Origin of the sequence: Streptomyces sp. NPDC048434, assembly GCF_043200375.1 — a bacterium.
GTDB lineage: Bacteria > Actinomycetota > Actinomycetes > Streptomycetales > Streptomycetaceae > Streptomyces.
The window spans coordinates 1-12,374 of the sequence record NZ_JBICXQ010000024.1; the positions used below are offsets into that span (position 1 = coordinate 1).

The 12,374-nt window shown below is 72.7% G+C and carries 12 protein-coding genes and 1 pseudogene; 7 read left to right on the forward strand and 6 right to left on the reverse strand.

The features are described from left to right. Positions 1-216: 216 nt before the first annotated feature. Positions 217-354, forward strand: a pseudogene (locus ACGFWI_RS26225) (SDR family oxidoreductase); the annotation flags it as partial. A gap of 18 nt (positions 355-372) precedes the next feature. Here the strand turns inward: ACGFWI_RS26225 and ACGFWI_RS26230 are convergent. From ACGFWI_RS26230 to ACGFWI_RS26245, 4 genes are all read right to left on the reverse strand, one after another. Further along, on the reverse strand, positions 373-1,224 hold the full coding sequence (locus ACGFWI_RS26230; protein ID WP_393908481.1) for an EamA family transporter: 852 nt from the start codon (positions 1,222-1,224) through the stop codon (positions 373-375). Next, positions 1,221-1,736: a YbaK/EbsC family protein gene (locus tag ACGFWI_RS26235; protein ID WP_393908482.1), complete on the reverse strand. Its 516-nt coding sequence runs from the start codon at positions 1,734-1,736 to the stop codon at positions 1,221-1,223. The genes ACGFWI_RS26230 and ACGFWI_RS26235 overlap by 4 nt, the downstream gene beginning before the upstream one ends. 88 nt (positions 1,737-1,824) lie before the next feature. Then, positions 1,825-3,477: a penicillin-binding transpeptidase domain-containing protein gene (locus ACGFWI_RS26240; protein WP_393908483.1), complete on the reverse strand. Its 1,653-nt coding sequence runs from the start codon at positions 3,475-3,477 to the stop codon at positions 1,825-1,827. A 188-nt stretch (positions 3,478-3,665) separates the two neighbouring features. After that, positions 3,666-5,405, reverse strand: coding sequence for a dolichyl-phosphate-mannose--protein mannosyltransferase (locus tag ACGFWI_RS26245; protein WP_393908484.1), 1,740 nt, complete (start codon positions 5,403-5,405; stop codon positions 3,666-3,668). Positions 5,406-5,494: 89 nt separating this feature from the next. Between ACGFWI_RS26245 and rsmI the strand changes: the two genes are divergently transcribed. From rsmI to ACGFWI_RS26275, 6 genes are all read left to right on the forward strand, one after another. Beyond that, positions 5,495-6,382 carry a 16S rRNA (cytidine(1402)-2'-O)-methyltransferase gene (rsmI, locus tag ACGFWI_RS26250; RefSeq protein WP_393908485.1) on the forward strand — a complete coding sequence of 296 codons (888 nt, stop codon included), beginning with the start codon at positions 5,495-5,497 and terminating at the stop codon, positions 6,380-6,382. A gap of 214 nt (positions 6,383-6,596) precedes the next feature. After that, the gene (locus tag ACGFWI_RS26255; RefSeq protein ID WP_393908486.1) at positions 6,597-7,052 is read left to right on the forward strand and encodes a hypothetical protein; all 456 of its coding nucleotides are present in this window, start codon (positions 6,597-6,599) and stop codon (positions 7,050-7,052) included. 33 nt (positions 7,053-7,085) lie between these two features. Then, positions 7,086-7,961, forward strand: a complete 876-nt coding sequence (locus ACGFWI_RS26260; RefSeq protein WP_393908487.1) for a TatD family hydrolase — start codon at positions 7,086-7,088, stop codon at positions 7,959-7,961. Between the two features lie 171 nt (positions 7,962-8,132). After that, positions 8,133-9,287: a ubiquitin-like domain-containing protein gene (locus ACGFWI_RS26265; RefSeq protein ID WP_393908488.1), complete on the forward strand. Its 1,155-nt coding sequence runs from the start codon at positions 8,133-8,135 to the stop codon at positions 9,285-9,287. A 22-nt stretch (positions 9,288-9,309) separates the two neighbouring features. After that, positions 9,310-10,224: a 16S rRNA (adenine(1518)-N(6)/adenine(1519)-N(6))-dimethyltransferase RsmA gene (gene rsmA, locus ACGFWI_RS26270; RefSeq protein ID WP_393908489.1), complete on the forward strand. Its 915-nt coding sequence runs from the start codon at positions 9,310-9,312 to the stop codon at positions 10,222-10,224. Next, a complete protein-coding gene (locus ACGFWI_RS26275; protein WP_393908490.1) occupies positions 10,221-11,159 on the forward strand; it encodes a 4-(cytidine 5'-diphospho)-2-C-methyl-D-erythritol kinase in 939 nt (312 codons plus the stop codon). The genes rsmA and ACGFWI_RS26275 overlap by 4 nt, the downstream gene beginning before the upstream one ends. A gap of 8 nt (positions 11,160-11,167) precedes the next feature. Here ACGFWI_RS26275 and ACGFWI_RS26280 read toward each other — a convergent pair whose 3' ends face one another. Then, positions 11,168-11,902, reverse strand: a complete 735-nt coding sequence (locus ACGFWI_RS26280; RefSeq protein WP_393908491.1) for an alpha/beta hydrolase — start codon at positions 11,900-11,902, stop codon at positions 11,168-11,170. Positions 11,903-11,936: 34 nt separating this feature from the next. Continuing rightward, a complete protein-coding gene (locus ACGFWI_RS26285) occupies positions 11,937-12,293 on the reverse strand; it encodes a hypothetical protein (RefSeq protein WP_393908492.1) in 357 nt (118 codons plus the stop codon). Between the last annotated feature and the right edge of the window lie 81 nt (positions 12,294-12,374).

The window sequence follows — 12,374 nt, forward strand, 5'->3', positions numbered from 1 at the left end:
GCCGCCCTCCCGGGCGGGAGGTGGTGGGCCGGAGGGGCCTGTGTGGTGGACGTAAAGCGCAGCAGTCCACCACACAGGCCCCGGAGGCCCGCCACCGGCACCCACCACACAGCAAGAGCGGCTCCCGCCCAACCAACCACCCCCCCGCCGGAGGCGACCCCGCCAGCCCGCCGCCGGAGGCGGCCCCGCCCCCACGGGGCACACTGCAACAGACGGCGGCCGGAGGACATCGCGGCGGCGGTGGCCTATCTGGCGTCGTCGGATGCCGCGTGGGTGACCGGGATCACGTTGCCGGTGGACGGCGGGCTGCTGGTCGCCAACGGGGAGTTGCTCAGGGCGTTGCGGGAGGAGTGAGCGGACGCTGCGGGGGGCTCAGCCGGTGTGGAGCATGAGGCCGATGCCTATGACCATCAAGCCTGCCGCGGCGATACGGGGGGCGCCGAAGCGTTCCTTGAAGAAGAGGGCGCCGATGGCGGCGCCGACGATGATGGACGACTCGCGCAGGGCGGCGATGGGGGCGAGCGGGGCGCGGGTCTGGGCCCACAGGACCAGGCCGTAGGCGAAGACGGAGAGCACACCGCCGGCCAGGCCGCGCAGGGCGATGGGGCGCAGCTCGGTGAGGAGTTGGCGGCGGCGGGTGGCGAGCGCGTAGGCGGGGATGACGATGCCTTCGAGGATCATCAGCCAGGAGATATAGCCGAGCGGGGTGCCGGAGGCGCGTACGCCCAGGCCGTCGACGGTGGTGTACGAGGCGATGGACAGGCCGGTGGCGAGGGCGGCGACGAGGGCCGGCCAGTGCGGCTTGGTGCCGGAACCCCGGATGCCCCAGAGGGCGACGCCCACCAGCCCGGCGGAGGCCAGGGCGACACCGGCCAGTGCCCAGCCGTTGGGGACCTCGTGGACGAAGACGGCGGCCAGGACCGTGACGACCAGCGGCGCGGTGCCGCGGGCGATGGGGTACATCTGGCCGAATTCGCCCAGGCGGAACGACTGCATGAGCAGGGCCTGGTAGACGATGTGCAGCACCGCGGAGGCCGCGAGGAAGGGCCAGGCACCGGCGGCGGGCAGCGGGGTGACGGCGGCCATGGCGAGGCCGCAGAGCGTACCGCTGCCGCCGACCAGGGTGAAGGCCAGGAGCTGGTCGCGTATGCCGTGGGCGATGGCGTTCCAGCTGGCGTGGGTGATGGCGGCTATCAGGACGGCCGCGACGACGAGCGGGGTCATGCGGTGCGCTCGCGCACGTCCACGACCCGGCCTTGGGCGTGCTCGATCAGGGCCGCGGGGTCGAGCGGGAAGACGGCGTGCGGGGTGCCGGCGGCGGCCCAGACCGTGTCGTGCGCGAGCAGTCCGCGGTCGGCCAGCACGCGGGTGCGGGTGCGGTGACCGAAGGGCGGTACGCCCCCGATGGCGTAGCCGGTGGTCTCGCGGACGAGACCGGCGTCGGCGCGGCCGACCTGTGCGGCACCGAGTTCCGTGCGTACGCGCTCCACGTCGACGCGTGCGGCGCCGTCCACCAGGACCAGGACCGGCTCCCGGTCCGCCGTGAAGATCAGCGACTTGACGATCTGGGCGAGGTCGCAGCCGATGGCCGCGGCGGCCTCGGCGGCGGTGCGGGTGGCCTCGGGGAAGCCGCGGACCTCGACGGTCAGGCCCAGTTCGGCGAGCGCTTCGGCGAAGCGGGGGTGAGCCGTGGCGTGGGTGGTTTCCGGGGTGGTGCCGGACCGGGAATCGCTCATGGCCCGCACGCTAGCGAAAGCTGTACGGGCCATGCGAACGGAATCCGGTCGATGAGATGAGAGGCACCCCGAAGGGTGCCCCGCCTCGTCAGCCGGCGGTGAGGATGGCGCGGACCACCGGGCCCGCGTTGGAGCCGCCGTGGCCGCTCGCCGGGACGACGGCCGCCGCGGCGAGGTCGTCGCGGTAGGCGGAGAACCAGGCGTTGGGCTTCTTCTGGTTGTCGACCTCGGCGGAGCCGGTCTTGGCGCCGACGTCACCGCCGACCCCGGCCATCGCCTCGGCGGCCGTACCGGAGGTCGCCGTCAGCTTCATCAGCGACTTCAGGCCGCTGAGGGTGGCCGGCTTCATCGTGCGGGCGGCCTTGGCGAGCGTCCGGTGGTCCAGCGACGGCGAGACGATGTACGGCTGGTGGAAGGAGCCGGCCCGCACCGTCGCGGAGAGCGAGGCGACGTTGAGCGGGTTCATCCGCACCCCGCCCTGGCCGATCAGCGAGGCCGCCATCTGCGCGTCGTGCTGCACGGGCACCGCGCCGTCGAAGGTGGGGATGCCGGTCTGCCAGTTCAGGCCGATGCCGAAGACGTCCCGGGCCTCGTTGGTCAGATCGTCGTCGTTGAGGTCCTTGGCCTGCGAGATGAAGGCGTTGTTGCAGGACGCCGCGAAGCTCTGCGCGAAGGTGCCGTGCTTGATCTCGGACTTGTCGAGGTTCTGGAACTTCCAGCCGCCGACCGTCACGTACTTGGGGCACGGGTGCGGCTTGTTCGGCGAGGTCAGGCCCTTGTCCATGAGCATCGCCGAGGTCACGATCTTCATCGTCGAGCCGGGGGCCAGCGACCCCTGGGTCGCCATGTTGAAGCCCTTCTCCGGGGAGTTGGCCAGCGCCAGGATCTCGCCGGTGCTGGGCTTGACCGCGGCCGCGGAGGCGGACTTCTTGCCCTTGACCGCCTGCTCGGCCGCCGACTGCAGCTTGGCGTCCAGGGTGGTCTTGAGCGTGCCCGGCGTGCCCTTGGAGAGCACCTTCAGCGTCTTGTCGGGCAACTGGTCGGCCGGCTTGGCGCTCTTGGCGCGGTGGATGAACAGCTCCACACCGGGCTTGCCGTCGGTCTTGTCGCCGTACTTGTCCCGCAGGTTGTCCAGCACCCCGGCCAGCGCCGGATGCGCCTCGGGGGTCAGCGCGGCGCCATTGCGGTCCACGGCCTTGATCGGCGGTGCCTCGGCCTCGCCCGTGCGCAGCTCGTCGCCCTTGGTGAGGCCCGGGTGCAGCATCGTCGGCTGCCAGGCGATCTGCGGCTTTCCGGTGGTCTTGTCGCGCTGCACGGTCGCTGAGGTGCGGTACGAGTAGGCCGCCTTGGTGCCCTTGAAGTCGATCTGCGCGGCGACGGTGTACGGCACCTTGCCGCCCGTCGGCGTGCCCGGCGTCAGGGTCGTCTTCGAGAACCGCGCCTGCTTGCCGAGGGACTCCAGCGCGCTCTTGCACTTCTCCGGGTTGTCCGTCAGCCCGGCCGCCTTGGCCGCGTCGCCGGACTGCCAGGCGGTCAGGAACTCCTGTGACGTCGTCTGGACTTCCTTGGCCGAGACCGGGCCGGTCGGCACCTTGGTCCCCTTGTCGCCCGACTTGCCGTCCGCCGACCTGACCGCCTGCGGCGACTCGTCCGAGCCGCCGAACAGCGCGAAGCCGCCCACGACTCCCGCGACCAGGGCCACCGATCCGCCGATCAGCCCGTACTTCACCTCACGGCGCATGCCACCGATTCCCTCCCAGAGCCTCGTCCTTGGATACGCACACAAGAACGTGCCTCGCACTCTAAGGGACACGGGGAGGCCGCGAGTCTCGATCAGGGCACGGTCCGGTGACGCGCTGTTGTACAGCTGTTACAGAGTTGTCGAACTGGCGCCGGACCGCCCCTGATCGCCGGACCGGCGCCGGCGGCTCACACCCAGGTGTCGAACCACATCCGATTGTGCCAGGCCGACTTCGGGATCGGCATACCCGTATAGACCGGATAGAAGTAGATGAAATTCCACACGATCAGGAGCACCAGGACGCCGGCGCCGACCGCACCGATCGTGCGGCGGCGCTCGGTCGAGCCCGGCGGACCGATGAGCGCGCCGATCATCATCGCCAGCGCCAGACACAGGAACGGGACGAACACCACCGCGTAGAAGAGGAAGATGGTCCGCTCCTGGTAGAGGAACCACGGCAGATAGCCGGCCGCGACCCCGCAGACGATCGCCCCGGCCCGCCAGTCCCGCTTGAACAGCCAGCGGTAGAGGACATAGAGGAGCGCGAAGCAGGCCGCCCACCACAACAGCGGGGTGCCCAGCGCCAGCACCTCGCGGGCGCAGCCCTCGGCCGCCGTGCAGCCGTCCTGGCCGGCCTTGGGGTCCTCGTAGAAGTACGAGACCGGGCGGCCCAGGACCAGCCAGCTCCACGGGTTGGACTGATAGGTGTGCGGTGTGGTCAGTCCGGTGTGGAAGGAGTAGACCTCGGTCTGGTAGTGCCACAGGCTGCGCAGCCAGTCCGGCAGCCAGGTCCAGCCGCCCGTCCGGCCGTCCGGTGTGGTCGCCCAGTCGCGGTAGTAGCCGCCCTTGGTGGCGAGCCAGCCCGACCACGACGCGAGATACGTGGCGACGGCGACGACGACGGTGGCGCCGAAAGCGGGCAGGACATCGCGGCGGACAACCGAGCGGAACGGGCGCCGGGCGCCTGCCGTACGGCGGGCCGCGACATCCCACAGCACCGACATCAGGGCGAACGCCGCGAGGTAGTAAAGGCCGTTCCACTTCGTCGCGGCGGACAGGCCCAGGCACAGCCCGGCCGCGAGCCGCCACGGGCGCAGGCCCAGCCGCAGCCGGTCGCCGACCGCGGCGTCCGGGCGGGCCAGGGAGTCCGGGCCGAGCGGCAGCGCCGCCGCCAGCCGGGCCCGGGTACGGTCCCGGTCCACCAACAGGCAGCCGAACGCCGCCACCACCCAGAACATCACGATCAGATCGAGCAGCGCGGTGCGGCTCATCACGAAGTGCAGACCGTCCACCGCCAGCAGGGCGCCCGCCAGACAGCCCAGTGCCGTCGACCGCATCAGCCGGCGGCCGATCCGGCAGACCAGCAGCACCGAGAGGGTGCCGAGCAGCGCCACCATGAACCGCCAGCCGAAGGGGTTCATCCCGAACGCCCACTCGCCGAGCGCGATCAGCCACTTGCCCATCGGCGGATGGACGACATAGGAGTGCTCGGGCGAGAGCAGGAGCTTCGGCGGATGCCCGACCAGCGCGTCATTGGCGTTCTTGGCCCAGGTGCCCTCGTAGCCGTACTGCAGCAGCGACCAGGCGTCCTTCGGGTAGTACGTCTCGTCGAATATCACCTTCCGCGGGCTGCCGAGGTTCCAGAACCGCAGCACCCCGGCGAACAGCGTCACCAGCAGCGGACCGGCCCAGCCCGACCAGCGTGCCAGCCGGGCCGCGGCGTCCGGGCCCGCGCCGAACACTGCCCACAGGCGACCGCTCGGCTCGGGGAAGGCGGGCACCAGCCGCGCGCTGACATCGGCCTGCGAGCGGACGGGATACCCGAAGCGGCGCAGTCGCCGCTGCCACACGGGGGGCTGCCCGGCCGGCTCCGGGGCGTGCTGCGCGGCGGCGTCGGTCGCGGTGGTGTCACTCGTCACCCGGCCCATCGTAGGGAAGCCGCCTGTGGACCGGTGGGGAGCGCCACCGCGGGAGACCGACGGATCGGGGCGCGGCGGCGTCCTGGGAGGATGGGAAGGTGACTGGAACGCTGGTACTTGCAGGGACGCCCATCGGGGAGATCGCGGACGCGCCGCCGCGGCTCGCCACCGAGCTGGCCGCCGCCGACGTGATCGCCGCCGAGGACACCCGGCGGCTGCGCCGGCTGACCCAGGCGCTGGACGTCCAGCCCTCCGGGCGGGTCGTGTCGTACTTCGAGGGCAACGAGGCGGCGCGGACACCCGAGCTGGCCGACGCGCTGACCGGCGGGGCACGGGTGCTGCTGGTCACCGACGCGGGCATGCCCTCCGTCTCCGACCCCGGCTACCGGCTGGTCGCCGCGGCGGTCGAGCGCGGCATCAAGGTCACCGCCGTACCGGGCCCCAGCGCGGTGCTCACCGCGCTGGCCGTCTCCGGTCTGCCGGTGGACCGCTTCTGCTTCGAGGGATTCCCGCCGCGCAAGGCCGGCGAGCGGCGCTCCCGGCTGAGCGAGGTCGCCGACGAGCGGCGCACCCTCGTCTACTTCGAGGCGCCGCACCGTCTGGACGACACCCTCGCCGCGATGGCCGAGATCTTCGGTGCCGACCGGCGCGCCGCGGTGTGCCGTGAGCTGACCAAGACGTACGAGGAGGTCAAGCGCGGGCCGCTGGGCGAGCTCGCGCCCTGGGCGGCCGAAGGGGTACGCGGCGAGATCACCATCGTCGTCGAGGGCGCCCCGGAGAGCGGGCCGCAGGATCTGGACGCCGACGAGCTGGTGCGCCGGGTGCGGGTCCGTGAGGAGGCCGGGGAGCGCCGCAAGGAGGCCATCGCCGCGGTCGCCGCGGACGCCGGGCTGCCCAAGCGGGAGGTCTTCGACGCGGTGGTCGCGGCGAAGAACGCCGAGAAGGCCCCGGCGAAGAACGCCGCGAAAGACCCCGCGAAGCATTGATGCGCGGCGCCGGGCGAAAAGCGACTCATCAGAAGGTAAACGGCTGACCGGAAAGGTAAAGCGCAGGTCGGCGCGTTGAGGTGATTTTCCTACCGTCGGCCAAATCTGGGCCAATAGCGTCGGTGAAGGGCTGCGTTGTGCGCGCCGAAGGCGTCCACTGGACGAGGGACGAACGGTTCCCGAAGACCTTGTCCAGCGGACAAGAGGAGCGCACATGAGCGAGTTCGCCAAGACCACCGGCATTTCCACCACCGGCGCAGAGCACCCCCTTCCCCGGCCCGACGCCGCCGCGCACGAGGCGTATGCCTTCGCCTGCATGCGGTGCGGCCACGGCTGGGAGCAGGCGTACGAGATAGTCCACCAGGTCGACGGCAAGGGTGCGACCCATGTCGTCTACTACGCGGACGGCGAGCGGGTCCCGTCCCCGCTGACCTGCCCCACCTGCCGGAACTGCGGCAGCAACGTCGTACGCATCATGCGCTCCGGCCAGGTCTCGATGGTCTCCGACGCGATCGCGAGCATGCATCAGCGCCAGCACGGCAGCGAGAAGAGGAAGGAACCGGCCCCCGGGGCGGACCCGGACCCCGCCGGCGGCACCGCCGAGGACCCCGGACGCCACCACTGGCACCTCTCCGACCTGCTGCACCCCTTCCAGCACCACCGCAAGTGAGGTCCGCGCCGCGGCCCTCGTAGGATCGCGGCCATGGCACCGCAGGACAAGAACACCCCGCCGCCGCTGCCCGAACCGCTTCGGGTGGCGGTCGCGGATTCGCACACCCACCTCGACATGCAGGAGAGCACCGTCGAGGAGGCGCTCGCCAAGGCCGCCTCCGTCGGAGTGACCACCGTCGTGCAGGTGGGCTGCGACCTGGCCGGTTCGCGCTGGGCCGCCGATACCGCGGCCGCGCACGAGGGCGTGCACGCCACCGTCGCGCTGCACCCCAACGAAGCCCCACGGATCGTGCTGGGCGACCCCGACGGCTGGTCGCGGCAGGGTGCCCGCCAGGCGGGCGGCGACGCCGCGCTCGATGCCGCGCTCGCCGGGATCGACGAGCTGGCCGCGCTGCCGCAGGTCCGCGGCGTCGGCGAGACCGGTCTCGACCACTTCCGTACGGGGCCCGAGGGCATGGCCGCCCAGGAACGGTCCTTCCGCGCACACATCGAGATCGCCAAGCGGCACGGCAAGGCCCTGGTCATCCACGACCGCGAGGCGCACGACGATGTGCTGCGGATCCTGCGTGAGGAGGGCGCCCCCGAACGGGTCGTCTTCCACTGCTACTCCGGCGACGCCGAGATGGCCAAGATCTGCGCCGCGGCCGGCTACTTCATGTCCTTCGCCGGCAACGTCACCTTCAAGAATGCCCAGCCGCTGCGCGACGCCCTCGCCGTCGCCCCGCCCGAGCTGGTCCTGGTCGAGACCGACGCCCCCTTCCTGACCCCCGCCCCGTACCGCGGACGGGCCAACGCCCCGTACCTCGTTCCGGTCACGCTGCGGGCGATGGCCGACGTCAAGGCCATGACCGAAGACGCACTGGCCACCGCCATCGCGGCGAACACGGCGCGTGCCTTCGGCTACTGAAAGGGCCGCCACCGTTGCCCGGACCGGCCGCTGACGGCCTCGCGGCCCCGCCGCGGGACCCCCGGCGTCCCCCGATATGGCCACTTTCCGTATCGGACCGACTTTGGAGAGTCACCAACACTCCGCTACATTCCGGCCGTCAACCGCATCCCGTGGCATGTGGAGCGCGCCGTGAGTCATTCGCAGAGCAGCCACCGCGCCGCGCGCGGCCGTCGTAGACGCCGCGCCGAACGCCCCGAAGCGCTGCGCCGGCTGCTGCCCCGGGCCCTGGTCGTCGCCTTCCTCGCCGGCGGCACCACCGCCTTCATCGCGCACGACAAGGCGGTCCGGCTCACCGTCGACGGCACCCCGCGCACCCTGCACACCTTCGCCGACGACGTCGACGATCTGCTGGCCGACGAGCATCTCGGCATCGGTGCCCACGACCTCGTCGCGCCCGCCCCCGGCACCGGACTCAGCAGCGGTGACGAGATCGTCGTCCGGCACGGCCGCCCGGTCGTGCTGACCATCGACGGACAGCGCCGCCAGGTGTGGACCACCGCGGACACCGTCGCCGGCGCGCTCCACCAGCTCGGCGTACGGGCCGAGGGCGCCTATCTGTCGGCCTCCCGCTCCCGGCGGATCGAGCAGCACGGCATGGAGCTGGCGGTACGCACCGAACGCTCGGTGGTCATCGTCGCCGACGGCCGCGAACACCGGGTACGCACCAACGCCGCCACTGTCCGCGAGGCGCTGGCCGAGGCCGGCCTCGCGCTGCGCGACCAGGACACCACCTCGGTGCCGCCGGACAGCTTCCCGCGCGAGGGCCAGACCGTCTCCGTGATGCGGATCACCGGCTCCAAGAAGGTCCGCGAGGAGCCGATCCCCTTCCGTACGGTCCGGCGGACCGACCCCTGGCTGGCCCGCGGCACCGTGGCGGTCGTCCAGCAGGGCCGGGCCGGCGTGCGGCGGGTCACCTACCGGGTCCGCACCGTCAACGGCGTCAAACAGAAACCGAAGCGGCTGCACACCGAGGTCGTGCACGCCCCGCGCCCGCAGATCGTGCACCTCGGCACCAAGGAGCTGCCGCTCTCCGTGCGCGGCGCCGACCACCTCGCCTGGCATGCGCTGGCGCAGTGCGAGGCGCGCGGGCGGCCGGGCGCCGTCGATGCCTCGGGCACCTACGGCGGGCTCTACCAGTTCGACGTCGCCACCTGGCGGGCCCTCGGCGGCCGCGGCCGGCCGCAGGACGCACCCTCCCGGGAGCAGACCTACCGGGCCAAGAAGCTCTACATCACCCGGGGGGCGAGCCCGTGGCCGGTCTGCGGCCGTAAGCTTCACGGGTGAACGAGCGCAGCGAGGGTTTGGCATGAGCAAGAGCACCACCGACGATTCCGGTCCCCTGCTGGGCGCCGCCGAGATCCGCGAGCTGGCCGCCGCGCTGGGTGTCCGTCCCACCAAGCAGCGCGGCCAGAACTTCGTCATCGACGCCAACACCGTCCGCCGGATCGTGCGGACCGCCGAGGTCCGGCCCGAGGATGTCGTCGTCGAGATCGGCCCCGGCCTGGGCTCGCTGACCCTGGGGCTGCTGGAGGCCGCCGACCGGGTCATCGCCGTCGAGATCGACGAGGTGCTGGCGGCCGCGCTGCCGTCCACCGTCGCGGCCCGGATGCCCGAGCGCGCCGACCGCTTCGCGCTGGTGCACAGCGATGCCATGCACGTCACCGAGCTGCCCGGCCCCGCGCCGACCGCGCTGGTCGCCAACCTTCCCTACAACGTCGCCGTGCCGGTGCTGCTGCACATGCTCGCGACCTTCCCCACCATCGACCGCACCCTGGTCATGGTGCAGTCCGAAGTCGCCGACCGGCTGGCCGCCCGCCCCGGCAACAAGGTCTACGGCGTGCCGTCGGTGAAGGCCAACTGGTACGCCGAGGTCAAGCGGGCCGGCGCCATCGGCCGCAACGTCTTCTGGCCCGCGCCCAACGTCGACTCCGGCCTGGTCTCCCTCGTACGCCGCGACAAGCCGGTGGAGACCTCGGCGAGCCGTGACGAGGTCTTCGCCGTCGTCGACGCGGCCTTCGCGCAGCGCCGCAAGACGCTGCGGGCCGCGCTGTCGGGGTGGGCCGGCTCGGCCGCCGCGGCCGAGGCCGCGCTGGTCGCCGCGGGCGTCTCGCCACAGGCCCGCGGTGAGGCGCTGACCGTCGAGGAGTTCGCGCGGATCGCCGAGCACAAGGGACCGGGCGGGGCACCCGGCATCCGGCAGACAGGGGGAGCCACCGCATGACCGGCACGACTGACCCGACAGACGCGACCGCCACGACCGCCACCCCGGTCACCGTCCGGGTACCGGCCAAGGTCAATGTCCAGCTGGCCGTCGGCGCCGCCCGCGCGGACGGCTTCCACGGCCTGGCGAACGTCTTCCTGGCCGTCGGCCTCTACGACGAGGTCACCGCGACCCCCGCGGACACCCTGCGGATCACCGCCGAGGGCCATGACGTCGACCAGATCCCGCTGGACCGCACGAACCTGGCGGCCCGCGCCGCCGAACTGCTCGCCGCCCGCCACGGCATCGAGCCGCACGTCCACCTCCACATCACCAAGGACATCCCCGTCGCGGGCGGCATGGCGGGCGGCAGCGCGGACGCCGCCGGGGCCCTGCTGGCCTGCGACGCCCTCTGGTCCACCGGCGCCACCCGCACCGAACTCCTCGACATCTGCGCCGAGTTGGGCAGCGATGTGCCGTTCAGCCTGGTCGGCGGCGCGGCCCTGGGCCGCGGCCGCGGCGAGCTGCTGACGCCGCTCCCCGTCGGCGGCACCTTCCACTGGGTCTTCGCGGTCGCCGACGGCGGCCTGTCCACCCCGGCCGTCTACGGCGAGTTCGACCGGCTGACGGCCGGGACCGACGTGCCGGAGCCCGAGGCCGCGCCTGAGCTGCTGGCCGCGCTGGAGTCCGGCGACGCCACCGCGCTGGCCGCGGCCCTCACCAACGACCTGCAGTCCGCGGCGCTCTCGTTGCGCCCGTCCCTGACCGCGACCCTGGAAGCCGGCACCGCCGCCGGCGCGCTGGCCGCGCTGGTCTCCGGCTCCGGGCCGACGACCGCCTTCCTGGTCAAGGACGCCGAGTCGGCACCGCAGGTGGCGCAGGCGCTGCTGGCGTCCGGGACCTGCCGCGCGGTGCGGGTGGCGGACTCACCGGCGCCGGGCGCGACGCCGGTGTAGCCGGCGTCTCAGACGGCGGACGCCAGCACTCCAGCCACCAACTGCCCGGCCCGCAGGGCGTGTTCCGCTGCCGTCGGGCGGCAGCGGTTCAGCGCGGGGTCGTACTCGGTCATGATCACGCCGGCATGGTCGGTCTCCGGTTCCTGGCAGGTCACCGGCAGGCCCGCGGTGCGCAGCGCACCGGCGAGGTCGCGCGAGAGCCGGGGGTCCACGACGGAGTCGCGGGCCCCGTGGACGAGATGGACCGGTACGCCCGGGGCCAGACCCGCGGCGAGGTCGTCGAGCGGAACGCTCCCGGTGGTGCGGGCCGCGAGGTCATAGCGCCCCGCCAGGCCCACCACCGCCGCCGGCCGCAGGCCGTCCGCCACCTCGGGCCGCAGTGCGACGCCCAGCGCGGCCGGCGCACCGGCCGACCAGCCGGCGAGCACGAACGACTCCCCGTCGCCGCCCAGCCCGCCCGCTTCCTTGCGGGCGAACGCCAGCGACTCCAGCAGCTGGGCCCGGCCGCCGTCCGCGGCGTCCGAGCGCCAGTCCGGTACGAGGACCAGCAGTCCTTGGGCCGCCGCCGTCCGCGCCAGCGGTTCGAGAACGTCGCGCTCGTCGGGCCCGATGCCGTGCCACAGCAGCACGGTCGGCACCGGCCGGGATGCCCCCGCCGGACGGTGGACGTCCAGCTGTTTGCCGCTCGGGCCGTACACCAGCCCGCGTTCCGTCTCCACTGCCATGTCCCTGTCGGATGCCATGGCGGGCACGGTATCCAACCCGGCCCGCGGCGTCTCAGCTGCCCATGAGGATCAGCGCGGCCAGCCAGCCCAGCACCAGCAGGCAGAGCGCGGCGAGCACCGTCGCCGGGCGCCGGAGGGCCAGGCCCCGAACCGTCAGCAGCACGGACGAAGCGGCGGCGAGTACCGGGATGTACACGACGGCCTGCTGGCCGCCGGCGGAACAGATGATGCGGGAGTCACCGTCGAAGCAGCTGTCGCTCGCCATCACCAGCATCGGCGCGGTCAGCGCGGTGAGCCCGGCCAGCCCCACCAGGATCGTGCCGACCAGAAGGCGGAGCACGAAGGAGCCCACGTCGGACCGGGGCTCGTCGAGCGGCGGGAGAGCGGCCGGTGCTTGGTCATTGCCCATGTTTGGACGGTATGCCCACCGGGCGCCGCTGCCATCGGTAGACGTACTCACCCCGTACTCATGTGTCGCGTCCGCCCGGCC